The sequence below is a fragment of the Candidatus Photobacterium acropomis genome (genome assembly GCF_030685555.1).
Taxonomy (GTDB): domain Bacteria; phylum Pseudomonadota; class Gammaproteobacteria; order Enterobacterales; family Vibrionaceae; genus Photobacterium; species Photobacterium lucens.
Genome location: NZ_CP131609.1, coordinates 240744 through 264867, shown reverse-complemented (window position 1 = coordinate 264867; position 24124 = coordinate 240744). Strand labels below are relative to the sequence as shown.

General features: G+C 45.0%; 20 protein-coding genes and 1 pseudogene. 14 read left to right on the top strand and 7 right to left on the bottom strand.

The window, feature by feature from the left end; genetic code table 11:
- Positions 1-8 precede the first annotated feature (8 nt).
- The 6 genes from rplK to rpoC all read left to right on the top strand — a co-directional run bounded on the left by rplK (position 9) and on the right by rpoC (position 10870).
- A complete protein-coding gene (gene rplK / locus Q7657_RS07790; RefSeq protein WP_008986025.1) occupies positions 9-437 on the top strand; it encodes a 50S ribosomal protein L11 in 429 nt (142 codons plus the stop codon).
- Positions 438-441: 4 nt separating this feature from the next.
- Positions 442-1146 (top strand): 50S ribosomal protein L1, encoded by a 705-nt coding sequence (gene rplA, locus Q7657_RS07785; protein WP_008986026.1) that lies wholly within the window; start codon positions 442-444, stop codon positions 1144-1146.
- A gap of 235 nt (positions 1147-1381) precedes the next feature.
- A complete protein-coding gene (gene rplJ, locus Q7657_RS07780) occupies positions 1382-1876 on the top strand; it encodes a 50S ribosomal protein L10 (RefSeq protein WP_053987605.1) in 495 nt (164 codons plus the stop codon).
- A 59-nt stretch (positions 1877-1935) separates the two neighbouring features.
- Complete coding sequence (gene rplL, locus Q7657_RS07775) at positions 1936-2301, top strand: 50S ribosomal protein L7/L12 (RefSeq protein ID WP_044179125.1); 366 nt, start codon at positions 1936-1938, stop codon at positions 2299-2301.
- Positions 2302-2526: 225 nt separating this feature from the next.
- Positions 2527-6552: a DNA-directed RNA polymerase subunit beta gene (gene rpoB, locus Q7657_RS07770; protein ID WP_107167345.1), complete on the top strand. Its 4026-nt coding sequence runs from the start codon at positions 2527-2529 to the stop codon at positions 6550-6552.
- Between the two features lie 100 nt (positions 6553-6652).
- Positions 6653-10870: a DNA-directed RNA polymerase subunit beta' gene (rpoC, locus tag Q7657_RS07765; RefSeq protein ID WP_053987607.1), complete on the top strand. Its 4218-nt coding sequence runs from the start codon at positions 6653-6655 to the stop codon at positions 10868-10870.
- 173 nt (positions 10871-11043) lie between these two features.
- On the opposite strand, the gene rsd is transcribed toward rpoC, so the two are convergent.
- Positions 11044-11529 carry a sigma D regulator gene (gene rsd, locus Q7657_RS07760; RefSeq protein ID WP_107167344.1) on the bottom strand — a complete coding sequence of 162 codons (486 nt, stop codon included), beginning with the start codon at positions 11527-11529 and terminating at the stop codon, positions 11044-11046.
- A 150-nt stretch (positions 11530-11679) separates the two neighbouring features.
- Between rsd and nudC the strand changes: the two genes are divergently transcribed.
- Entirely contained in the window at positions 11680-12450 is a 771-nt protein-coding gene (nudC, locus tag Q7657_RS07755; protein ID WP_107167343.1) for an NAD(+) diphosphatase, read from the top strand.
- 125 nt (positions 12451-12575) lie between these two features.
- Positions 12576-13640 (top strand): annotated as a pseudogene (gene hemE / locus Q7657_RS07750) (uroporphyrinogen decarboxylase); the annotation flags it as partial.
- 70 nt (positions 13641-13710) lie between these two features.
- Here the strand turns inward: hemE and Q7657_RS07745 are convergent.
- Together Q7657_RS07745 and Q7657_RS07740 are read right to left on the bottom strand one after the other, a co-directional pair.
- A complete protein-coding gene (locus Q7657_RS07745) occupies positions 13711-14292 on the bottom strand; it encodes a uracil-DNA glycosylase family protein (RefSeq protein ID WP_107167341.1) in 582 nt (193 codons plus the stop codon).
- A 32-nt stretch (positions 14293-14324) separates the two neighbouring features.
- Positions 14325-15236, bottom strand: a complete 912-nt coding sequence (locus tag Q7657_RS07740) for a D-2-hydroxyacid dehydrogenase (protein WP_107167340.1) — start codon at positions 15234-15236, stop codon at positions 14325-14327.
- 67 nt (positions 15237-15303) lie between these two features.
- Between Q7657_RS07740 and Q7657_RS07735 the strand changes: the two genes are divergently transcribed.
- From Q7657_RS07735 to brnQ, 3 genes are all read left to right on the top strand, one after another.
- Positions 15304-15891 (top strand): YjaG family protein, encoded by a 588-nt coding sequence (locus Q7657_RS07735; RefSeq protein WP_053987614.1) that lies wholly within the window; start codon positions 15304-15306, stop codon positions 15889-15891.
- 347 nt (positions 15892-16238) lie between these two features.
- Positions 16239-16361, top strand: a complete 123-nt coding sequence (locus tag Q7657_RS07730) for a hypothetical protein (protein WP_258178300.1) — start codon at positions 16239-16241, stop codon at positions 16359-16361.
- A gap of 113 nt (positions 16362-16474) precedes the next feature.
- Positions 16475-17782, top strand: a complete 1308-nt coding sequence (gene brnQ / locus Q7657_RS07725; protein WP_107167339.1) for a branched-chain amino acid transport system II carrier protein — start codon at positions 16475-16477, stop codon at positions 17780-17782.
- A gap of 57 nt (positions 17783-17839) precedes the next feature.
- Here brnQ and Q7657_RS07720 read toward each other — a convergent pair whose 3' ends face one another.
- Complete coding sequence (locus Q7657_RS07720) at positions 17840-18901, bottom strand: CNNM domain-containing protein (RefSeq protein ID WP_053987616.1); 1062 nt, start codon at positions 18899-18901, stop codon at positions 17840-17842.
- A gap of 226 nt (positions 18902-19127) precedes the next feature.
- Between Q7657_RS07720 and hupA the strand changes: the two genes are divergently transcribed.
- Both hupA and Q7657_RS07710 read left to right on the top strand, forming a co-directional pair.
- Positions 19128-19400 carry a nucleoid-associated protein HU-alpha gene (gene hupA, locus Q7657_RS07715; protein ID WP_008986039.1) on the top strand — a complete coding sequence of 91 codons (273 nt, stop codon included), beginning with the start codon at positions 19128-19130 and terminating at the stop codon, positions 19398-19400.
- 44 nt (positions 19401-19444) lie between these two features.
- Entirely contained in the window at positions 19445-20131 is a 687-nt protein-coding gene (locus tag Q7657_RS07710; RefSeq protein ID WP_258178299.1) for a DUF1481 domain-containing protein, read from the top strand.
- A gap of 66 nt (positions 20132-20197) precedes the next feature.
- Here Q7657_RS07710 and purD read toward each other — a convergent pair whose 3' ends face one another.
- Together purD and purH are read right to left on the bottom strand one after the other, a co-directional pair.
- Positions 20198-21484 (bottom strand): phosphoribosylamine--glycine ligase, encoded by a 1287-nt coding sequence (gene purD / locus Q7657_RS07705; protein ID WP_107167338.1) that lies wholly within the window; start codon positions 21482-21484, stop codon positions 20198-20200.
- A 118-nt stretch (positions 21485-21602) separates the two neighbouring features.
- Entirely contained in the window at positions 21603-23195 is a 1593-nt protein-coding gene (gene purH / locus Q7657_RS07700) for a bifunctional phosphoribosylaminoimidazolecarboxamide formyltransferase/IMP cyclohydrolase (RefSeq protein WP_107167337.1), read from the bottom strand.
- A 243-nt stretch (positions 23196-23438) separates the two neighbouring features.
- Between purH and zntR the strand changes: the two genes are divergently transcribed.
- Entirely contained in the window at positions 23439-23912 is a 474-nt protein-coding gene (gene zntR, locus Q7657_RS07695; protein ID WP_107167346.1) for a Zn(2+)-responsive transcriptional regulator, read from the top strand.
- Here zntR and Q7657_RS07690 read toward each other — a convergent pair whose 3' ends face one another.
- Positions 23913-24113, bottom strand: a complete 201-nt coding sequence (locus Q7657_RS07690; protein WP_053987620.1) for a hypothetical protein — start codon at positions 24111-24113, stop codon at positions 23913-23915.
- Positions 24114-24124 lie beyond the last annotated feature (11 nt).

The following is a 24124-nucleotide window of genomic DNA, read 5'->3' as shown; positions in this document are numbered from 1 at the left end:
AAATAGCAATGGCTAAAAAAGTAGAAGCTTACATCAAGCTGCAAGTTGCAGCTGGTATGGCAAACCCTAGTCCACCAGTTGGTCCAGCACTTGGTCAACACGGTGTTAACATCATGGAATTCTGTAAAGCGTTCAACGCTAAGACTGACTCTCTAGAGAAAGGTCTTCCAACTCCAGTTGTTATCACAGTATACAGCGACCGTTCTTTCACGTTCGTAACTAAGACTCCACCTGCAGCAGTTCTTCTGCTTAAAGCAGCTGGCCTTAAGTCTGGTTCAGGTCGTCCAAACACTGAGAAAGTAGGTACTGTAACTGACGCTCAGATCCAAGAGATCGCTGAGACTAAAGCTGCAGACATGACTGGTGCTGATATTGAAGCTATGAAGCGTTCAATTGCTGGTACTGCTCGCTCAATGGGCCTAGTGGTAGAGGGTTAATAAGATGGCTAAACTGACTAAGCGCATGCGCGTTATCCGTGAAAAAGTTGATGCTACTCGTGAGTACGAAATCAACGAAGCTGTTGCTCTTCTTAAAGAACTAGCTACTGCTAAATTCAATGAAAGCGTTGACGTTGCTGTTAACCTAGGCATTGATGCACGTAAATCTGACCAAAACGTACGTGGTGCAACTGTACTACCAAACGGTACTGGTCGTGATATCCGTGTTGCTGTGTTCACTCAAGGTGCTAACGCAGAAGCTGCTAAAGAAGCTGGTGCTGATCTAGTGGGTATGGAAGATCTTGCTGAGCAAGTTAAGAAAGGCGAAATGAACTTTGACGTAGTTATCGCATCTCCAGATGCAATGCGCGTTGTTGGTCAACTAGGTACTATCCTAGGTCCTCGCGGTCTTATGCCAAACCCTAAAGTTGGTACTGTAACTCCTAACGTTGCTGAAGCAGTTAAGAATGCTAAAGCTGGTCAGGTTCGTTACCGTAACGACAAAAACGGCATCATCCACACTACTATCGGTAAAGTGGACTTTGAAGCCGCTCAACTACAAGAGAACTTAGAAGCTCTTCTAGTTGCACTGAAGAAAGCTAAGCCTTCTTCAGCTAAAGGTACTTTCATTAAGAAAGTAAGCATCTCTACTACTATGGGTGCAGGCGTAGCGTTAGATCAGAACTCTCTGAAAACTAACGTAGCGTAATAATTTGCAGAAGCGATAAGTTAGTGTATAATTTGTCGCTTCCGAATTCGTGGCTGGGGCTAATTGCTTGCAGTTAGCCTCCGTCAAAGACCGTAGGTGTTCTTCGGAACTTAATAATTCACCTACGTAGACGGTGCCAGAACATGATTGATGTATGTCTTTCTTGGATCTGCGCCGTAAGACTCTCCTGCTATTTTGGCAGTGAGTGGTGTAAAACAATCCAGGAGCAAATCCAATGGCATTAAATCTTCAAGACAAAAAAGCAATTGTTGCTGAAGTCAACGAAGCTGCCAACGGTGCACTTTCTGCTGTTGTTGCTGACTCTCGCGGTGTTACTGTGGGTGCGATGACTACTTTACGTAAGCAAGCTCGTGAAGCTGGCGTATACGTGAAAGTTGTTCGTAACACACTAGCACGCCGTGCAGTTGAAGGTACTGATTTCGAATGTCTTAAAGACGTTTTCGTTGGTCCTTCACTAATCGGTTTCTCTAACGAGCACCCAGGTGCTGCAGCGCGTCTTTTCAAAGACTTCGCTAAAGAGAACAAAGATTTCGAGATCAAAGCTGCTGCATTTGAAGGCGCTGTTGCAAACGTTGAAGTACTAGCAACTCTACCAACTTACGACGAAGCTATCGCACGCCTAATGATGTGCATGAAAGAAGCGTCTGCTGGTAAACTTGTACGTACTATCGCTGCAGTACGTGATCAGAAAGAAGAAGCTGCTGCTTAATTGCAGAGTTTTATCTGATTACTATTTAAACTTATTGTTGACTTTTAAAGAGAATTGTTATGTCTATCACTAACGAGCAAATCCTAGACGCAGTTGCAGAAATGTCTGTAATGCAAGTTGTTGAACTAATCGAAGCTATGGAAGAGAAGTTCGGTGTTACTGCTGCAGCTGCAGTTGTAGCAGGCGGCGCAGCTGCAGAAGCAGCTGAAGAGCAAACTGAATTCGACGTAATCCTAACTGCTGCTGGCGCTAACAAAGTTGCTGTAATCAAAGCAGTACGTGGCGCAACTGGCCTAGGTCTTAAAGAAGCTAAAGCTGTAGTAGACGGCGCTCCAGCACCTCTAAAAGAAGGCGTTGAGAAAGCTGAAGCTGAAGCTCTTAAAGCTCAACTAGAAGAAGCTGGTGCTTCTGTTGAAATCAAATAATCATTATTTGATTTCCTAGCCTTTTAGGCTATTGGCTGGTGGCAAATTGCCACCGGCCTTTTTGCGCTGTAGGGTAGTGGTATTTTTCACCTTGTTTTGTATCCACTGTCTAGCAAAAAATGACTCTGATGTCACCGAGTCATTCCTACACATAAACAAAGTTTAGTCTCTACCCCCGTTTGTTTTGGGGTAGTTTGGATCACTTATCAGCGATCTGAGGAACCTATGGTTTACTCTTATACCGAGAAAAAGCGTATCCGTAAGGATTTTGGTAAGCGTCCGCAAGTTTTGGAAGCTCCATACTTGCTGTCGATCCAGCTTGATTCTTTCCAAAAATTTATCGAGCAGGATCCAGAAGGGCATTACGGTCTAGAAGCTGCCTTTCGCTCTGTTTTTCCAATCCAGAGCTATAACGGCAATTCCGAGCTGCAATACGTTAGCTATCGTCTCGGTGAGCCGGTCTTCGATGTTAAAGAATGTCAGATTCGTGGCGTAACTTATTCTGCTCCACTACGTGTGAAGCTACGTCTTGTCATGTACGATAAAGACGCGCCGGCTGGCACTGTAAAAGACATTAAAGAACAAGAAGTTTACATGGGCGAAATTCCGCTCATGACAGATAACGGTACATTCGTTATTAACGGTACCGAGAGGGTTATCGTATCCCAGCTACACCGTAGCCCGGGTGTCTTCTTCGACAGCGATAAGGGTAAGACCCACTCCTCAGGTAAAGTGTTATATAACGCTCGTGTAATCCCTTACCGTGGTTCATGGTTGGATTTCGAGTTCGATCCTAAGGATAGTGTATTCGTACGTATCGACCGTCGTCGTAAATTACCTGCGTCTATCATCCTTCGTGCACTTAACTACACAACAGATCAGATCCTTGACATGTTCTTCGAAAAAATTCATTTCGAAGTTCAGGGCAAGTCGCTTGTTATGGAGTTGGTACCGGATCGTCTACGTGGTGAAACTGCAAGCTTTGATATCGAAGCAAACGGCACTGTATACGTAGAGAAAGGTCGTCGCATCACTGCTCGTCACATTCGCCAATTAGGCAAAGACGGCGTTGATCACATCGAAGTACCTGTTGAATACATCGTTGGCAAGATCGCATCACGTGATTACATCGATGAAAATACTGGTGAACTGATTGTCGCGGCTAACCAGGAATTAAGCCTGGAAGCATTAGCACTTCTATCTCAGGCGGGTCACAAGTCTATCGACGTTCTATTTACGAACGATCTAGACCACGGTCCTTACATGTCAGATACACTACGTATCGACAACACAACTGACCGTTTAAGTGCATTGGTAGAAATCTACCGCATGATGCGCCCTGGCGAGCCACCAACACGTGAAGCAGCAGAGCAACTTTTCGAAAGCTTGTTCTTCTCTGAAGATCGTTACGATCTGTCTGCTGTTGGTCGTATGAAGTTCAACAGCTCTCTTCTTCGTGATGAGACAACTGGCCCAGGTACACTAGACCACGCTGACATCATTGATGTTATGCGTAAACTGATCGATATTCGTAACGGTAAAGGTGAAGTTGATGATATCGACCACCTAGGTAACCGTCGTATTCGTTCTGTTGGCGAAATGGCTGAAAACCAATTCCGCGTAGGTCTAGTACGTGTTGAGCGTGCTGTAAAAGAGCGTCTAAGCCTAGGCGATCTTGATGCAATCATGCCTCAAGACTTAATTAACGCTAAGCCTATTTCTGCGGCAGTAAAAGAGTTCTTTGGCTCTTCTCAGCTGTCTCAGTTTATGGACCAGAACAACCCACTGTCAGAAGTTACTCACAAACGTCGTATCTCGGCGCTTGGTCCAGGTGGTCTGACTCGTGAGCGTGCTGGCTTCGAAGTACGTGACGTACACGCGACTCACTACGGTCGCCTATGTCCTATCGAAACGCCTGAAGGTCCAAACATCGGTCTGATCAACTCGCTATCTGTATTTGCGCGTTGTAACCCTTACGGTTTCTTGGAAACACCTTACCGTAAAGTGGTAGACGGAAAAGTTTCAGAAGAAATCGAATACCTATCTGCAATTGAAGAAGGTCTATACGTTATTGCTCAGGCGAACGCCGCGCTTAACGAAGACGGTTCATTTGCTGACGAATTGATCACTGCTCGTCAGAAAGGTGATTCAGGTCTGCACCCACGTGACCATGTTCAGTACATGGACGTTGCAACTAACCAGGTTGTATCGGTGGCGGCATCTCTGATCCCGTTCCTAGAACACGATGATGCTAACCGTGCCCTAATGGGTGCGAACATGCAACGTCAGGCAGTTCCAACTATCCGTGCTGATAAGCCGCTAGTAGGTACTGGTATTGAGCGTCAAATCGGTGTCGATTCTGGTGTTACAGCTGTAGCTAAACGTGGTGGTACAGTTCAGTCTGTAGATGCTTCTCGTATCGTTATCAAAGTTAACGACGACGAGTTGATCCCTGGTGAAGCAGGTATCGACATCTACAACCTAACTAAGTACACACGTTCTAACCAGAACACATGTATTAACCAGCGTCCAACCGTGCTACCTGGCGAGCCAGTATCACGTGGTGATGTACTTGCTGATGGTCCTTCAACAGACCTTGGTGAGCTTGCGCTTGGTCAAAACATGCGTATCGCGTTCATGCCTTGGAACGGTTACAACTTCGAGGACTCCATCTTAGTTTCTGAGCGTGTAGTTCAGGAAGATCGTTTCACTACTATCCACATTCAAGAGCTTTCTTGTGTGGCACGTGACACGAAGCTGGGTTCTGAAGAAATTACTGCCGATATCCCTAACGTGGGTGAAGCAGCACTTTCTAAGTTGGACGAGTCAGGTATCGTTTACATCGGTGCTGAAGTGAAGGGTGGCGACATCCTAGTTGGTAAAGTGACACCTAAGGGTGAAACACAACTAACACCTGAAGAGAAGCTACTACGTGCGATCTTCGGTGAGAAAGCATCTGATGTTAAAGATTCATCTCTACGTGTTCCTGGTAGTGTGACTGGTACGATCATTGACGTACAAGTATTCACTCGTGATGGCGTTGAGAAAGACAAGCGTGCTCTTGAAATTGAAGAGATGCAGCTGAAAGAAGCGAAGAAAGATATCACAGAAGAATTCCAGATCCTTGAGGGTGGTCTTCTTGCTCGTGTTCGTACGCTTCTGCTATCTGCGGGTTACAGCGAAGACAAGATTGCTTCAATGAACCGCGATACACTATTCGCTGTTACGCTTGACGACGAAGCACTACAAAACCAATTGGAACAGCTTGCAGAGCAGTATGATGAACTGAAAGCTGAGTTCGATAAGAAGTTTGAATCTAAGCGTCGTAAGATCACTCAAGGTGATGACCTAGCGCCTGGTGTACTTAAGATTGTTAAAGTATACCTAGCTGTTAAGCGTCGCATCCAACCGGGTGATAAGATGGCGGGTCGTCACGGTAACAAGGGTGTAATCTCTAAGATCAACCCTGTTGAAGACATGCCTTACGATGAGAAAGGTCAAACGGTTGATATCGTTCTGAACCCACTGGGTGTACCTTCTCGTATGAACATCGGTCAGATCCTTGAGACTCACTTAGGTCTTGCGGCGAAAGGTATCGGTGACAAACTTAACGACATGCTGAAAGAGCAGCAGGAGTTACACAAGTTCCGTAACTTCCTACAGAAAGTTTACGATCTAGGCGATACTCGTCAGAAAGTAGACGTTGCTGCACTAACAGATGACGAAGTACGTACACTTGTACAAAACCTTCGTAAAGGTCTACCTATTGCAACACCTGTATTTGATGGTGCACCAGAAGCATCAATCAAAGAGTTGCTAAAACTGGGTGATCTACCAACATCTGGTCAGTTGAAGTTGTTTGATGGCCGTACTGGTGATGCATTTGAGCGTCCTGTAACTGTTGGTTACATGTACATGCTTAAGCTGAACCACTTGGTTGATGACAAGATGCACGCCCGTTCTACCGGTTCTTACAGCCTTGTTACTCAGCAGCCGCTGGGTGGTAAAGCTCAGTTCGGTGGTCAGCGTTTCGGTGAGATGGAAGTGTGGGCGCTTGAAGCATACGGCGCAGCATACACCCTTCAAGAAATGCTAACCGTTAAGTCGGATGACGTTAACGGCCGTACGAAGATGTATAAGAACATCGTTGACGGTGATCATCGTATGGAACCAGGTATGCCGGAATCATTCAACGTATTGTTGAAAGAAATCCGCTCGTTGGGTATTAACATCGAGCTGGAAGACGAGTAAGCCTAGGTTAGTCACCTATACTTATTAGTTACTCCGGTATAAATATGAAGGCGCCAGTAGACTGGCGCCTTTATGGGTCAACTCCTCACAGGAGCCGAATGTGAAAGACTTACTTAAGTTTCTGAAAGCACAACATAAGACCGAAGAATTTGATGCAATCAAAATCGGTCTAGCTTCACCTGACATGATCCGTTCATGGTCTTTTGGTGAAGTTAAGAAGCCAGAAACAATCAACTATCGTACCTTCAAGCCTGAGCGTGACGGTCTTTTCTGTGCACGTATCTTTGGCCCGGTAAAAGACTACGAGTGTCTTTGTGGCAAGTACAAGCGCCTGAAGCACCGTGGTGTTATCTGTGAAAAATGTGGTGTTGAAGTTACTCAGACCAAAGTACGTCGTGAGCGTATGGGTCACATTGAGCTTGCTTCACCTGTTGCTCACATCTGGTTCTTAAAGTCACTGCCATCTCGTATCGGTCTGTTAATGGACATGCCGCTACGTGATATCGAGCGTGTACTTTACTTTGAATCATATGTAGTAATCGAACCAGGTATGACCAACCTTGAGCGTAGCCAGCTGCTTTCTGAAGAGCAGTACTTGGATGCACTTGAAGAGTGGGGCGATGAGTTCGACGCTAAGATGGGCGCAGAAGCGGTTAAAGCACTTTTAGGTAACATGGACCTAAGCGCTGAAATCGAAAACATGCGTGAAGAGTTAGAAGAAACTAACTCTGAAACTAAGCGTAAGAAGCTAACTAAGCGTCTTAAGCTAGTTGAAGCTTTCCTACAGTCAGGTAACAACCCTGAGTGGATGATCCTGTCTGTACTGCCAGTTCTACCGCCGGATCTACGTCCGTTGGTACCACTAGACGGCGGCCGTTTCGCGACTTCAGATCTAAACGATCTTTACCGTCGTGTAATCAACCGTAACAACCGTCTGAAGCGTCTTTTAGACCTGGCTGCTCCTGATATTATCGTACGTAACGAAAAGCGTATGCTTCAGGAATCTGTTGATGCATTGCTAGATAACGGTCGTCGTGGCCGCGCTATCACTGGCTCTAACAAGCGTCCTCTGAAATCTCTTGCTGATATGATCAAGGGTAAACAAGGTCGTTTCCGTCAGAACCTTCTTGGTAAGCGTGTAGACTACTCTGGTCGTTCTGTTATCACAGTAGGTCCATACCTACGCCTGCATCAGTGTGGTCTTCCTAAGAAGATGGCACTAGAGCTATTTAAGCCATTCATCTACGGTAAGCTAGAGACTCGTGGTCTTGCGACGACAATCAAAGCTGCTAAGAAGATGGTTGAGCGTGAAGAAGCAGTCGTTTGGGATATCCTAGACGAAGTTATTCGCGAACACCCAGTAATGCTTAACCGTGCACCAACACTGCACCGTCTAGGTATTCAGGCGTTTGAACCAATCCTAATCGAAGGTAAAGCGATTCAGCTTCACCCACTTGTGTGTGCGGCATACAACGCCGACTTCGATGGTGACCAGATGGCGGTTCACTTGCCGTTGACTCTTGAAGCACAGCTAGAAGCACGTGCGCTTATGATGTCAACAAACAACATCCTTTCACCTGCATCAGGTGATCCGATCATCGTACCTTCTCAGGACGTTGTATTGGGTCTTTACTACATGACGCGTGAGAAAATCAACGCGAAAGGTGAAGGCATGTACCTTGCTGGACCAGCTGAAGCTGAGAAAGCATACCGTACTAAGATGGCAGAGCTTCACGCTCGCGTTAAAGTACGTATCACAGAATACGTGAAAGACGAGCAGGGTAACCTAGTTGAGAAAACTGAACTAGTTGATACTACTGTTGGTCGTGCAATGTTATGGCCTATCGTACCGAAAGGTCTGCCATACAGCCTTGTGAACACTGAAGCACTAGGTAAGAAGCAAATTTCTAAGCTTCTTAACACTTGTTACCGTGAATTGGGCATGAAAGATACTGTTATCTTCGCTGACCAAATCATGTACACAGGTTTTGCTTACGCTGCACTTTCTGGTGTATCTGTTGGTATCGACGATATGGTTGTACCTGCAGCTAAGTACACTAAGATCGCAGAAGCTGAAGCAGAAGTTGCTGAAATTCAAGAGCAGTTCCAGTCAGGTCTTGTAACTGCTGGTGAACGTTACAACAAAGTTATCGATATCTGGGCGACAGCGAACGAACAAGTTGCTAAAGCGATGATGGATAACCTGTCTTTCGATACTGTTATTAACCGTGACGGTGAAGAAGAGCAGCAAAAATCGTTCAACAGCGTATACATGATGGCCGACTCTGGTGCTCGTGGTTCTGCAGCTCAGATTCGTCAGCTTGCTGGTATGCGTGGTCTGATGGCTAAGCCGGATGGCTCAATCATCGAAACACCGATCACAGCGAACTTCCGTGAAGGTCTAAACGTACTACAGTACTTTATCTCTACTCACGGTGCTCGTAAGGGTCTTGCGGATACCGCACTTAAGACAGCGAACTCAGGTTACCTGACTCGTCGTCTAGTAGACGTTGCTCAAGACGTTGTTGTTACAACTGATGACTGTGGCACTCACGCTGGTATCACTATGATGCCTCTAATCGAGGGTGGTGATGTTAAAGAGCAACTAGGTGACCGCGTACTTGGTCGTGTTGTTGCTGAAGACGTTCTAAAACCTGGTACTGAAGAAGTTCTAGCACCTCGTAACACGCTTCTTGATGAGAAGTGGTGTGAGATCCTAGAAGCGAACTCTGTAGACCAAGTTAAAGTACGTTCTGTTGTAACGTGTGAGAATGACTTCGGTTGTTGTAAGTTCTGTTACGGTCGTGACCTTGCTCGCGGTCACTTGGTTAACGCTGGTGAAGCAGTGGGTGTTGTTGCTGCTCAGTCAATCGGTGAACCAGGTACACAGCTTACAATGCGTACGTTCCACATCGGTGGTGCGGCATCAGCAGCGGCAGCAGACAATAGCGTTGTAGTGAAAACTACAGGTTCTATGAAGCTGCACAATGCTAAGTTTGTAACCAACAATGCAGGTAAGCTTGTCGTAACATCTCGTGCTGCTGAATTAACCATCATTGATGAGTTCGGCCGTACTAAAGAGAACTACAAACTAACTTACGGTACGATCCTGAACAAGGGTGACGGTGCAGAAGTTGTTGCTGGTGAAACAGTAGCAAACTGGGAAGCGCACACCATGCCAATCATCACTGAAGTGGCAGGTCGCATCCAGTTCGTTGACATGATCGACGGCGTAACAGTTTCTCGTCAAACAGATGATCTAACTGGTCTATCTTCAAGCGAAGTAACTGATGCAGCAGCACGTCCAGCAGCAGGTAAAGATATGCGTCCAGCTATCAAACTTGTTGATGAAGATGGTAACGATGTAATGATCCCTGGTACTGAAATGCCAGCTCAATACTTCCTACCAGGTAAGGCGATTGTTCAGCTTGACGACGGCGCTATGGTTGGTATCGGTGATACGCTTGCACGTATCCCGCAAAAATCTGGCGGTAACAAGGATATCACGGGTGGTCTACCACGCGTTGCTGACTTGTTCGAAGCTCGTAAGCCTAAAGAGCCTGCGATCCTTGCTGAAATTACAGGTACTGTATCTTTCGGTAAAGAGACTAAAGGTAAGCGTCGTTTGATCATCACTCCAGCTGAAGGTCAACCGTACGAAGAGATGATCCTGAAGCACCGTCAGCTTAACGTTTTCGAAGGCGAAAAAGTTGAGAAGGGCGATGTAATTGCAGATGGTCCAGAAACTCCGCACGATATTCTACGTCTACGTGGCGTACACGCAGTAGCAGAATACATCGTGAACGAGGTTCAGGAAGTTTACCGTCTACAAGGCGTTAAGATTAACGATAAGCACATTGAAACTATCGTTCGTCAGATGCTACGTAAGGTAACTATCACAGCAGCAGGTGATTCTGAGTTCCTAGAAGGCGAGCAAGTTGAATTCTCTCGCGTAACGATTGCTAACCGTCAGCTTGAAGCTGAAGGTAAGACACCAGCAAGTTACTCTCGTGACTTACTAGGTATCACTAAAGCATCGCTTGCGACTGAGTCATTCATCTCAGCTGCATCGTTCCAGGAAACAACGCGCGTACTAACAGAAGCTGCGGTTTCTGGTAAGCGTGATGATCTACGTGGTCTGAAAGAAAACGTAATCGTGGGTCGTCTGATCCCTGCGGGTACTGGTTTCTCTTACCACCAACGTCGTCAACAGCAGCGTGACGTTGAGCTTGAGCCTGTAGCACCACAAGTGGATGCAGAGCAAGCTTCTCAAGATCTTGCAGCGCTACTAAACGCAGGTCTTAACGACGAGAATTAATTCTCAGCGTAATTGATTTAAAAGGCATCCTTCGGGGTGCCTTTTTTATTGCCTGTAATAAAGCAATTATCAAATAAATAGCTGGTGGATGCTTAAGATAAGAAGAACAAGAGAAGAGTTTATAATGAAGTGGCAGCATGGCGACGCTGCCACAATATTAAGGTTGGTGGTTTCTATGCGCCAGGCGGGCAGGATAGACTATCGCTGATGAGCTCAATGAGTTTATCTTCTAACCCAAAGCGAAGTTCCATAAGCTCACCGACTTTTGATAAATCATCATCAAAATGAGAGAGCAGATCATCATCCTTTATTGAATGGTATCGGTCATGGAAATTGAGCAGTGGATCGGTGGTTAGGGTAATTTTGGCGTAGAGTGCAGAAATTTCTTCGGTAGGTGAATAACCTGTTTGATGCCAGCGTTCCATTACGCTATCGTAAATTTTGAAGTGACCTGCTGATATGTAATCAACAAGGGCTTCATTAAATAACGTCAGTTGAGATGCGGTTGGAAGTTGGCGGTTTTTTGCCGCTTCAGTTGGGGAAAGACCTGCAAGTTTACAGTAATCGATAAGCAGTTGTTGACGCATCATCAGCCATTGATCAATGACGTCATTATGACCGCCCCATTCTTTTTTGACTTGTTCGAATTTACTAAGCATGAGCACGTCCTCATGATCTTGTCTGTATCGTGAAAGCGATAGACTTTGATCCTTCTCTTTATAAAGAGATCTCGTTATTCGGATAACTACTTCGTTTCAACTTTAGATTGCCAGTAATTAATAGCTCCTGCAAGGAAGAAAGTAATAAAAATGTTAAAAAATGAGAATTTGGCATATTGCTGCATTATTCAGAATGGAAAGATCTGGCTCGAAAATAAGGTGCTACCATTGCGAGATCCTGCTTGGTGTGATGAACATGCGTTATCGTGTCGCGTTATTGGGGCTTTTAATGAGTATCCTGTTTATTGGTTAGAGGCGAAAGCGGATGTTCCAGCTGATAACTTTTATAGTTTACGGGAATTACTCAATGTTGATCCGATGCTTTTTAATCTGGCAGGTCGTGCGCTGCAGTTATCTTACATGTTAAGCCAACAAGGCTTTTGTGGGCGTTGTGGCAGTAAGGCAGAGTTACACTCAGATCAATTAGCCATGCAATGCCAAGGCTGTGGCGCAATTGACTATCCTCGTGTATCGCCTTGTATCATTGTCGCAGTACGTAAAAATAAGCAGATTTTATTAGCGCAGCATCCACGCCATAAAACCGGTATGTACACGGTGATTGCAGGCTTTGTTGAAACCGGTGAAACCCTAGAGCAGTGTGTTGCTCGCGAAGTGCAGGAAGAGACTGGCATTAGGGTTAAGAATATTCAGTATTTTGGCAGCCAGCCGTGGGCGTTTCCTTCTAACCTTATGATGGGCTTTATTGCTGACTATGCGGGTGGCGAGATCAAACCTGATTATGAAGAGCTTACCGATGCAATATGGGCAGATGCGGCGCATTTACCTCCGCTTCCGCCACAAGGGACAATAGCACGTCGATTAATAGAGCATACATTGTCTGCTTCTACGACTAACCTGTAATTAATAACAATCAGACTTAACGTGTTATCGTATCGTTATTCCCTATTAATAGAATAAGATATGCTCTCTTTTGTTCTAAGTAATGAATGATACAATAAGCGCAGAATTTACCCATGGAGTCTCAAATGAGCGAATTAAAGAATGACCGCTACCTACGTGCGTTGTTAAAGCAGCCTGTTGATTACACACCGGTGTGGATGATGCGCCAAGCAGGTCGTTATCTACCAGAATACCGTGAAACACGTAGTGTTGCGGGTGACTTTATGTCGCTATGTAAGAATGCTGAGCTAGCAAGTGAAGTAACACTTCAGCCGCTTAAGCGTTTTCCGCTTGATGCTGCTATCTTGTTCTCAGATATCTTAACGATTCCTGATGCAATGGGTCTTGGCTTGTACTTTGAAGCGGGTGAAGGTCCTAAATTCCAACGTCCAATTAAGTGTAAAGCTGACGTTGAGAAGATCGGTTTACCGGATCCGGAAGGTGAACTGCAATACGTAATGAATGCTGTACGTCAAATCCGTCATGATCTACAAGGTGAAGTACCACTGATTGGTTTCTCTGGTAGCCCATGGACGCTGGCGACTTACATGGTTGAAGGTGGTAGCTCTAAAGCGTTCACTAAGATCAAAAAGATGATGTACGCAGAGCCGCAAACATTACACCTATTGCTAGATAAGTTAGCTGATAGCGTGACTGAGTACTTAAATGCGCAGATCAAAGCAGGTGCGCAAGCTGTCATGGTATTTGATACATGGGGCGGAGTATTAACGCCACGTGATTACAACGAGTTCTCGCTACGTTACATGCATAAGATTGTGGATGGCTTAATTCGTGAAAACGATGGTCGTCGTGTACCTGTGACGCTATTTACTAAAAATGGCGGCATGTGGCTTGAGCAAATCGCAGCAACAGGCTGTGATGGTGTAGGTCTAGACTGGACGATTGATATCGCAGAAGCGAAACGTCGTATCGGTGATAAAGTGGCTTTACAAGGTAACATGGATCCTTCTATCCTTTACGCACAACCTGAGCGTATTCGCCAAGAAGTTGCTTCTATCCTTGAAAGCTTTGGTGATGCAGGCACCGGCCATGTCTTTAACCTAGGTCACGGTATCCACTTAGATGTACCGCCTGAGAATGCAGGTGTGTTTGTTGATGCAGTACATGAGCTATCTAAGCCGTACCATAAGTCATATCAACACAGCGATGTGATTGAAAAAGAAACCCACGTGATTGCGTGGGTTTTTTTATATCTCAAGATTAATCGTTGGCGGCTAAATGCTGGTGGACGTATTGACGAATATAAGGGACGACATCAGCCTCAAACCACGGATTCTTTTTAAGCCAAATTGCATTGCGAGGTGATGGATGAGGCAACGGAATATAACGTGGTGCCCATTGCTGCCAGTGTTGTACGGTTTCCGTGAGCGTTTTTGGCTTATTGGGTAAATAGTAGTTTTGTGCGTATTGCCCGATCAGTAACGTCATTCCTATATTCGGCATGAGATCGAGTACAGACTGATGCCACTGCGGTGCGCACTCTGGGCGAGGCGGTAAATCCCCTGTTTTGCCTTTTCCTGGATAACACAATCCCATCGGCATGATGGCAATGCGCTCTGGGTTATAAAAGGTGTCTTTATCCAGCCCTAACCATTGCCGTAGACGATCACCGCTAGGATCATTAAATGGGATCCCTGTTTGATGAACTTTTAATCCTGGTGCTTGCCCGATAAGCAATAGCTTGGCGTTTGGGCTAAATTGAATCACTGGGAGCGGCTCAAGGTGATCTTTACAGATCTCGCAGCGTTTAATGAGATCGCATAAGTTATCAAATTGTGTCATTTAAATATTACCATTCAAAAATAGTTGCATTTTTAATATCCATCTTTGAAATCAATAAGATAATCTAGCTTTTGTTGCTGGTGGAAGCGTAGGTAATTGGTTTTAAATATCTCAACGACCTGTTCTGGAAAGCTTTCTGCTGCAATATGTGGCGTGATGCTGATCTTTGGATGATGCCAAAACAGATGATCTTCAGGGAGTGGTTCTTGTTTAAAGACATCTAAATAGGCATGAGCTAGGTGATTAGTATCAAGCGCTTTGATGAGATCACTTTCAATTACCGTATTGCCGCGACCGACATTAAAAAAGAGTGCTTGATGGCATCCTGACCAGATATTGCTGCTGAAAAGATCGCAGGTTTGCGCGGTAGCAGGCAAGGTTGAAACAATTATATCGGCATTCGTTAGTGCGTCACGTAGTTGCGTTATTGGGTAAATGGCATCAAATGCATTAGTAGGGCGTTCACCGCTTCGATTAACCCCGATAATGCGGCAGTTAAAGGCACTAGCGATAGTTGCTAAGGTGCAACCGATACTGCCTGTACCTATTATTGCCATGGTTTTTTCACTTAATGATTGGTATGGGATCGGTTGCCACAGTGCTTGCTGTTGTTGCTGCTGGTATTGTGGAAAATGGCGATAGTAGTTAAGACATTGACCCATCACATATTCCCCAATCAAGTGACCAAAACAGCCTTTAATATTGGTGAGTAAATAATCTTGGCGTAAATCTGGCTTGATCAAGGCATCAATCCCAGCAAATGTCGATTGTAACCATTTTAATTGGGTGAATTGATTGAGTTGGTTTGCGATCAAAGGAGGATCCGCTAGAATTACGCTAGCTTGCGAAGGATCCTCGGTTAAGCAAAGATCCGGTAATTGGGCTTGTGCCAATAATTCGGTATAACGTTGTTGTTGCTTAGATATTACTGAAACTTTGATCATGCTTTTCCTTTTGCCTTATCCGTTTATCAAGTAAACTTCACCCCAAATCACTACTGTAGATTATCCCATGCTAAAAAATCCGATCCAGTTACGTTTAGAAAAATTAGAACCATGGCAGCACCTGACTTTTATGGTGTCTTTATGTGAACGCATGTACCCAAACTACGTGTTTTTCTGTGCAGAAACGGAGTTTGCGGATTCACATAAATATCGAGTGATCCTAGACAGTATTTGGGAAATCCTGACGGTTAAAAATGCCAAGATCAACTTTGAGAACCAACTAGAGAAACTAGAAGACATGGTTCCAAGTGAAGATGATTTTGATATTTATGCGGTAAGCCCTGCGATTGATGCATGTGTGGCGTTGGCGGATCTTCTTCATGCGATGTTGGATCGTGATCTGATGATGGAAACAGTGATCAAATTAAGTGCGCTGTCGGTTGAGACTGTAGCGAATCTTGAGTACGCGCAAACGGGTATTGAAATCACTAACGATAATCAAAAAGAAAATGAAGCGGTATGTGCAGAGTGGGATACCCAGTGGGCTATCTTCCGTGCATTAAAAGCAGCTGAAACACGCGATATTGAATTGATCAAAGATTTGCGTGCAGAGCTACGTGATGAACCAGTGAGTAACATTGGTATCGAGCTGTAAGCGACGTTCTCTATTTATAAAAAAAGAGCCTAAGGGCTCTTTTTTTGTATCTAGGGAAAAATGATTTATTACCGAAATATATTTCGATATATAAGCAAAATAACGTATAAAAGATTACTAAATCTACAAATGTTTACCATTTGTATTGTTATGTTTGGTTTTTGTAAAGTTTATTGTTCTGGATTTAATGTTTAAAAGCAGTTTATATGACTGCTTGTTGGTTTAGGTTTGCACCATTCCACTTATTTTATTTTGGCTATTGTAATCCAATCCCATAGACGTTTATAACAGTAGCACGTCAAAACACATTGTTTATGGCAATAATGGTTTATTCACGAGGAGGGACAATGCATACACAATCAGCAATGACATTTGTTACCTGTTTCTGTGGCTGTAATATCACTGCACAATATGCAATGTGTGCGGACAATACACGTCAACTCCTCATGCTCTCTCTAACACGTATTTAGAGCTGGCAGCCTACATTTAAACATTACTGTCAGCTTGCGAAGAAGCTGATAGGCCTTTGAAATATTTCCCGTCTCGCTTCCTCCAAGCTGAAAGTCACAATCAAAGGAATACTATGTTAAGTGCACGCAATATAGCCGCTTTAGGCTTTATGACCTTCGCCATGTATTTGGGCGCAGGTAACCTAATTTTCCCTCCCTTTTTGGGCTACCAAGCAGGTGATAATTTCCTAAGTGGCATGCTGGGCTTTTTGCTTACAGGTGTGGGTTTACCTGCCATTGCACTGGTGATTGTCGCTTGGGTACGTGGTTCTGATAATTTAACAGCAGCACTACCTAAACCATTAGCAACTAGCTTTTGGGTCATGTTGTTCATTGTGATTGGTCCTGCGTTTATTATTCCGCGAACCATTACCGTGGCATATCAGTTTAGCTTAGCTCCGTTTATGGGGGATGCTGGACTTATTCCTTTCTCTGCCGCTTTCTGTGTTATTGCTATTTTATTCTCACTTTACCCGGGTAAGTTGGTGGATACATTAGGTAAGTGGTTAACACCTGTGTTGCTAACGATCCTAGGTGTGATGGCTATCACTGCGCTGTTATACCCATCAGGTTATGTGACAGATGCGACTGGTGCTTATGCGATAGGCGCGATGGCTGAAGGCTTAACCCAAGGTTATATGACTATGGATGCGTTAGGCTCGATTGGTTTTGGTTGGGTGATCTTCCGTGCCATTGAGGGAATGGGGGTTAAAGAGCCTAAAGCGATAGCTAAATACACCTTTATTGCAGCTTTAATGTATTCAAGTGCGATGGCGTTAGTGTATTTATCCTTGGCCTATATCGGTGTGACAAGTGAAGATCTTGGTTTGAACTTCACGAATGGTGGTGAGATCTTAACTGCGTTTACAAATGCTCACTTTGGTATGTTTGGTACGCTATTGCTAGGTATTGTGTTGGTATTGGCGTGTTTAACGACGGCGATTGGTGTGACAACTGCGGGCAGTGAGTTCTATAGTCGTACTTTTAAGCCTGTGACTTACCGTAAAAGTGTGATTGTGATTTTGGTGTTATCTGGGATCATTGCCAATGTAGGCTTATCACAGTTATTGAAAGTGACCTTGCCTGTAGTTGTGGCATTACATCCAATTGCGATTGCATTATTAATGATTGCACCGCTGCGCCATCAGTTATCACAAAATATGGTTTTGGCAACGCTAGCGGTAGCATTGGTGTTTGGCTGTATTGATGCCGCACATATTCTTGAAGCGATGCCTGCGCATATTGATCAAGTATTAGAAACGAATTTGCCGTTATATCATTATTACGCAGGCTGGATTTTACCAACAATGTTGACGCTGGTGGCTGGATTGGTGATGCATCGTGCTAGAGCGGGACGTCGAACGCTTGCCAAAGAGTGTTAACCACATTTTAGCGATAACAAAAAAGGGACCCGGAGGTCCCTTTTTTATGCTTAATGATTACTTGTCATCTTCATCATTATTTTCAATAACGCCGTGCTTTTTCTTCCACTTTTCCCAACGTTGGAAAGCCAGTTGCTGCATATCGGTGTTCTTATCAGCTTCATCGACAATCTCTTCGCCAACGAGGCTTTCAAAGATGTCTTCTAGGGTTACCAGACCTTGAACAGTACCGTATTCATCAACGATTAAGATCAGCTGGGAGCGTTCTTGCATCAGACGTTCAAAGGCTTTTGGTACACTGACGGTATTCATGATCACTGGAAGTGGACGCATTAGCGCTCCCAGTTCTTGACCGCCTTTACCTGCTTGGCTTTCAGCGAATAGCTCTAAGCGGTGTACGAAACCAACGATATTGTCGCTTTGCTCACTGTAAACCAGTGGGCGAGAGAACGGGCTGTCTTTATGCTTAGAGAGAAACTCATTAATGGTTTGCTCTGCATCGACACGGAACAATACCGGACGTGGTGTCATGATTTTTGTCACGCTGACATCACGGAATTGAAGCAGGTTGGTTAGGATTTTTGATTCACCTTCGCCTAATTCACCTGATTCGTGTGCAAGCAATGCCATTGCCGAGATTTCGTCACGCAGTTTTGGTTGTTCATGACCGCGAGATAGACGACGAGTAATTTGCTCTGAAACCCATACCAGTGGGATCAGCAGTAGTACCATCCAACGCAGCATGCTTGCCGTTAGTGGTGCAAGCTGGCGCCAGTACGTTGCACCAATGGTTTTTGGCACAATTTCAGACAGTAATAAGATACCAATGGTTAAGACACCAGAGAATACACCTAGCCATTCACTACCGAAAACGATAGTGGCTTGTGCACCTGCTGTTGCTGCACCAATGGTGTGAGCGATGGTGTTTAGTGTCAGAATAGAGGCTAATGGCCTGTCTATATTGTCTTTTAATGCCGTCAGTTTTGCCGCAGCAGGGTGGTTTTGCTGACGTAATGTGGCGATATAGCTTGGTGAAATACTAAGCAATACCGCTTCTAATACGGAACAAATAAACGAAACACCAATCGCAACGGTGATGTAAATCGTAAGGAGTACCATGTCAACCTATCAGTAAATTAGCGAATATTCGCTATATTAATCGGGGCTGGGCAGAATAAATACAACTGTTTTCATGTGGTTTTTAGTAACATTTTGTGAACTTGCGCTCAGATTGTGGTTAAAGAGTCCGCACCTGAGTCGATTAAAGCAGACAAACCTTTGCCACACGGGCTTCTTTTGAATTAGAGTTGTCCCGTCTTACGAAAAACCTTAGAAGGGAAACCTAATGAACAAGACCCAACTGATTGACCTGATCGCAGAAAAAGCGGATCTATCTAAAGCACAAGCTAAAGCAGCTTTGGAATCAACTCTTGACGGCATTACTGATGCGCTAAAAGAAGGTGACCAGGTTCAACTAATTGGCTTTGGTACATTTAAAGTAAACCACCGTGCAGCACGCACTGGCCGTAACCCACAAACAGGTGCTGAAATTCAAATTGCTGCAGCTAACGTTCCTGCGTTCGTTGCTGGTAAAGCACTTAAAGATGCATTGAAGTAATTGTGATTCCGCCAGAATGAGTATCTCGTCTGGCGGTTTTTTTTATGTCCCGAGTTTCATCACTTCTTATATCTCTTCTTCCTTTTGCCCTCTCTGGGTGTATCGCTGGTAACCTCGCTGACACTACTGCGCTACCTATCACTACCATCAATGTGGCTGAGCATCATGCTGACAGTACGGCTGTCTATTGGTATTCATCTCGTCAGGCGCAGCCTGAACGGCTTGGTGAGCGTGTTTACACTGACAAGCAAGGTGATTATCAAAGTGACTATCAATGGCAGTCAGGTAAGCTGATAACGCTGTTACAGCGGGGAACAAAGCGAGTGGATGGTCAGTTAGTGCCATTTTCATTGCAACTGCGTTTTGATAGCCAAGGCTTAGCTGTTTTTCAGCGTTATAAAGAAGCCGAGCATATTTTGCCTGTTACCATGAGTGAGATTGCGCTATTAAAGCAACGTAGTGATTTATTACGCCAGCGAATAGCAAGATTAGACAGAAAGCAGCAACGCTTTGTACAAGGCTATTGGCAACAGCAGCAGTTAATGTCTTGTGCAACACATCAGCCGTTACGTATTTCAGATCCTAATTTATTGTCTTTCTCTACCCCAAGGGGGTATTGGGCTGCTATTGGTAAAGAAAACAAAGGACGATTAACTGTCCAGCAAGTATTGCCACTGATAGATAGTCATAGCTGTTTGTATGCGCCCAAGCTGATTGAGCTAGCTGATTAATTCTCTGATAGAAAAGAAAAACGCGCTTAAGACAGCGCGTTTTGTACTCTGGGGGAAAGAGCGAGTTTATTGTTGCTCACGGGCAATAGCACGGTAGCCAATATCATCACGATGGAACATACCATCCCATGATATTTGTTTTGCCAGTGCATAAGCGCGTTGTTGAGCCTCTAGTACCGAGTCACCCATTGCGGTTGCACACAGCACACGACCACCGTTAGTGACGATATCGCCTTCATTGTTCGTTGTGCCAGCGTGGAAGACTTTCTCGCCTGCCACTTCTTGTTGTGGCAAACCTGAAATGACATCACCTTTGTTGTAGCTTGCAGGGTAGCCGCCCGCAGCCAATACAACACCGATAGAGGCACGTGGATCCCACTTTGATTCAACGGTATCGAGTTTTTCATCAATCGCCGCTAAACATAGCTCAACCAAATCAGACTGCATACGTAGCATGATTGGTTGGGTCTCAGGATCGCCAAAGCGACAGTTATATTCGATCACTTTTGGCGTACCATCGCTCATGATCATCAGGCCGGCATAAAGGAAACCTGTGTAAGGTGCGCCTTCTGCAGCCATACCTTCAACGGTTGGGTAGATCACTTCTTTCATCACACGAGCGTGGATTTCTTGTGTCACGACAGGGGCTGGAGAGTACGCACCCATACCGCCAGTGTTAGGGCCAGTATCGCCATTACCGACACGTTTATGATCTTGGCTGGTGGCCATAGGCAGAACGTTTTTACCGTCTACCATTACGATGAAACTGGCTTCTTCACCATCTAAGAATTCTTCGATAACTACACGGTGACCTGCTTCGCCAAAGGCATTGCCAGCTAACATGTCTCGTACTGCATCTTCCGCTTCTTGCTCGGTCATCGCAACGATAACGCCTTTACCTGCCGCTAAGCCGTCTGCTTTTACTACAATCGGTGCGCCTTTTTGCTTTAAGTAAGCAAGGGCAGGTTCGATTTCAGTAAAGTTTTGGTATTCCGCCGTTGGAATGTTGTGGCGTGCAAGAAAGTCTTTCGTAAATGCTTTAGATCCTTCAAGTTGAGCGGCTGCTTCTGTTGGGCCAAAAATAGGCAGCTTTGCTGCACGGAAGGCATCAACCACACCAATAACCAGTGGGGCTTCTGGGCCAACAATCGTCAGCGCAATCTGGTTGTTTTGCGCAAACTCAACTAACGCTGCAATATCTTCAACGCCAATTGCCACATTTTCTAGCTTTGGCTCTAATGCAGTACCTGCATTACCTGGTGCAATAAATACGGTTTCTACTTGCGGGTTTTGCGCAACTTTCCAGCCTAGTGCGTGCTCACGACCGCCATTACCAATGATCAGTACTTTCATCATGTTCCCTTTGCGTACAGTGATAATTTTAACGCCCTAAGCATAGACGATATCACAGTACACTTTGATTGATTCAATAGAAGACTAAGGCGCTAACCGACGTTAACGCCTTGCTGAATTAGTGACGGAAATGACGCATGCCCGTAAACACCATTGCCATGCAGTGTTCATCGGCTGCGGCAATCACTTCGTCATCACGCATTGAGCCACCCGGTTGGATAACACAGGTGATACCTGCTTCTGCTGCGGCATCAATACCATCACGGAATGGGAAGAAGGCATCAGATGCCATCACGCTGCCTGCGACTTCTAGGTTTTCGTCAGCAGCTTTAATGCCCGCAATTTTCGCAGAATACACGCGGCTCATTTGGCCTGCGCCGACACCAATGGTCATGTTACCTTTGGCGTAAACAATCGCATTTGATTTCACGTATTTCGCCACTTTCCAGCAAAATAGTGCATCACGTAGCTCTTCTTCTGTTGGTTGACGCTTGGTGACGACGGTTAAATCGCTTAGTGATACCATGCCTTGATCACGGTCTTGTACCAGTAAACCACCGTTTACTCGTTTAACGTCAAAGCCTGTAGTCTTAGTTGACCATTCGCCACACTCAAGTAGACGTAGGTTTTTCTTGGTTGCAACAACCGCTGCTGCTTCTGCTGATACTTTTGGTGCGATGATCACTTCAACGAATTGACGATCAACAATTGCTTGAGCCGTTGCTGCATCAAGCTCACCGTTAAATGCGATGATGCCGCCAAAAGCAGAGGTTGGGTCTGTTTTGTATGCGCGATCGTATGCTTCAAGCAAGTTAGCTCCCAGTGCAACACCACATGGATTAGCGTGTTTTACAATCACACATGCTGGTTGGTCGAACTCTTTCACACACTCAAGTGCCGCATCGGTATCTGCGATGTTGTTGTATGATAGTGCTTTACCTTGAAGTTGCGTTGCTGTTGCAACAGATGCTTCTTGTGGGTTGGCTTCAACATAGAATGCGGCTGCTTGGTGACTGTTTTCACCGTAGCGCATGTCTTGTTTTTTCTCGAACTGTTGGTTGAAAGTGCGTGGGAATTTAGATTCCTCGTCACCTTCTTTATTGTCACCGTATGATGGCACCATAGTACCGAAGTAGTTAGCAATCATACCGTCGTAAGCGGCTGTGTGTTCAAACGCAGAAATAGCTAAATCAAAACGGGTTGCGTGTGTTAGCGAACCATCGTTTGCGCTCATTTCAGTCAGTACGCGATCGTAATCGTGCGCATTAACCACGATAGTCACATCTTTGTGGTTTTTCGCTGCAGAACGAACCATTGTTGGACCACCAATATCGATGTTCTCAACGGCGTCTTCTAAGGTACAGCCAGCTTTAGCCACTGTTTCAGCGAATGGGTAAAGGTTAACGACTACCATATCGATAGGGTTGATGCCGTGTGTTTCCATCACTTCGTCATCGGTGCCACGACGACCTAATACGCCACCATGTACTTTCGGGTGAAGGGTTTTAACACGGCCATCCATCATTTCAGGGAAACCGGTGTAATCAGAAACTTCAGTGACTTGAATGTTTTTCTCGGCAAGTAAACGAGCGGTACCGCCAGTAGATAAGATTTCTACGCCGCGGTTGGCAAGAGCCTGTGCGAATTCCACAATACCTGTTTTGTCTGATACGCTGATCAGCGCACGGCGAATAGGACGAGCGTTTTCCATTGCTACTATCTCTTTTAATTACACGGTGAATAGAATATTTCCCAAGGCCAAGCTGAGGTTTACCAAATTGGGTTTGGGAAATATCCTGAGTTTCATCACATCTATGAAGAGGTGGTGACGGCAACAGCGATTTATCAATAATGGTCATTATGTGCGTAATGTGACCGTTATTTTACATGAATAGGAATATTACGCAAACGTTTGCTTTTGTGGTTGGTGGCAGGAGATAGCAGCAAGATGGCGATGTATTTAATTGGGCAATTAGCGAAGTTGTGCCAAGTCAGCAGTGACACATTACGGTTTTATGAGAAAAATAATTTGCTGCAACCGGCTGGACGTAGCGAGAGTGGTTATCGTTTATATAGTGAGGATAATCTATCGCGAGTGAAATTTATTTTGCGTGCGAAATCAATTGGTTTGAGTTTGGATGAAATTCGTGAATTGCTCGATATTCGCTTGGAAGCCAGTCAACATAGTTGCGCTGAAGTGAAAGCGATAACCCAGGCCAAGCTTGATGAAGTTGATATGAAGATAAAAGAGTTAACTCGCATCCGTACCGCATTAAAGAAGATCAATGATGCGTGTTGTGGTCATGTGGATGACAATGCGAGCCACTGTTCGATTTTAGGTGCCCTGAACGATAGTCGTGAGATCAATGAGCCTGCTATCGATGAACCTAAAGCATGCTGTTCAAGGCACGAGAAATCAGAGCATTAATTATTTGGTCGCTTCTTTTGCATTATGGATAGCATCTTTGGTGGTATCACGGAAGAAGTGACCAGTAGCACGGGTTGCATCACGGGTCGCATGGCCAATATCTCTGAAACCATCTTTAATATTTTGCTTGTCGCTGCTGGTACAACCTACTAATGGCAATGAAGCTATCAGCAGGATTGTTAAAACGCGTTTATTTAACATCTGAGATCCCT

Bases quoted from the DNA above. Each gene is read 5' to 3' on its own strand.
- rplK (WP_008986025.1), top strand. From the start codon at position 9: ATGGCTAAAAAAGTAGAAGCTTACATCAAGCTGCAAGTTGCAGCTGGT.
- rplA (WP_008986026.1), top strand. From the start codon at position 442: ATGGCTAAACTGACTAAGCGCATGCGCGTTATCCGTGAAAAAGTTGAT.
- rplJ (WP_053987605.1), top strand. From the start codon at position 1,382: ATGGCATTAAATCTTCAAGACAAAAAAGCAATTGTTGCTGAAGTCAAC.
- rplL (WP_044179125.1), top strand. From the start codon at position 1,936: ATGTCTATCACTAACGAGCAAATCCTAGACGCAGTTGCAGAAATGTCT.
- rpoB (WP_107167345.1), top strand. From the start codon at position 2,527: ATGGTTTACTCTTATACCGAGAAAAAGCGTATCCGTAAGGATTTTGGT.
- rsd (WP_107167344.1), bottom strand. From the start codon at position 11,529: ATGCTTAGTAAATTCGAACAAGTCAAAAAAGAATGGGGCGGTCATAAT.
- nudC (WP_107167343.1), top strand. From the start codon at position 11,680: ATGTTAAAAAATGAGAATTTGGCATATTGCTGCATTATTCAGAATGGA.
- Q7657_RS07745 (WP_107167341.1), bottom strand. From the start codon at position 14,292: ATGACACAATTTGATAACTTATGCGATCTCATTAAACGCTGCGAGATC.
- Q7657_RS07740 (WP_107167340.1), bottom strand. From the start codon at position 15,236: ATGATCAAAGTTTCAGTAATATCTAAGCAACAACAACGTTATACCGAA.
- Q7657_RS07735 (WP_053987614.1), top strand. From the start codon at position 15,304: ATGCTAAAAAATCCGATCCAGTTACGTTTAGAAAAATTAGAACCATGG.
- Q7657_RS07730 (WP_258178300.1), top strand. From the start codon at position 16,239: ATGCATACACAATCAGCAATGACATTTGTTACCTGTTTCTGTGGCTGT.
- brnQ (WP_107167339.1), top strand. From the start codon at position 16,475: ATGTTAAGTGCACGCAATATAGCCGCTTTAGGCTTTATGACCTTCGCC.
- Q7657_RS07720 (WP_053987616.1), bottom strand. From the start codon at position 18,901: ATGGTACTCCTTACGATTTACATCACCGTTGCGATTGGTGTTTCGTTT.
- hupA (WP_008986039.1), top strand. From the start codon at position 19,128: ATGAACAAGACCCAACTGATTGACCTGATCGCAGAAAAAGCGGATCTA.
- Q7657_RS07710 (WP_258178299.1), top strand. From the start codon at position 19,445: ATGTCCCGAGTTTCATCACTTCTTATATCTCTTCTTCCTTTTGCCCTC.
- purD (WP_107167338.1), bottom strand. From the start codon at position 21,484: ATGAAAGTACTGATCATTGGTAATGGCGGTCGTGAGCACGCACTAGGC.
- purH (WP_107167337.1), bottom strand. From the start codon at position 23,195: ATGGAAAACGCTCGTCCTATTCGCCGTGCGCTGATCAGCGTATCAGAC.
- zntR (WP_107167346.1), top strand. From the start codon at position 23,439: ATGTATTTAATTGGGCAATTAGCGAAGTTGTGCCAAGTCAGCAGTGAC.
- Q7657_RS07690 (WP_053987620.1), bottom strand. From the start codon at position 24,113: ATGTTAAATAAACGCGTTTTAACAATCCTGCTGATAGCTTCATTGCCA.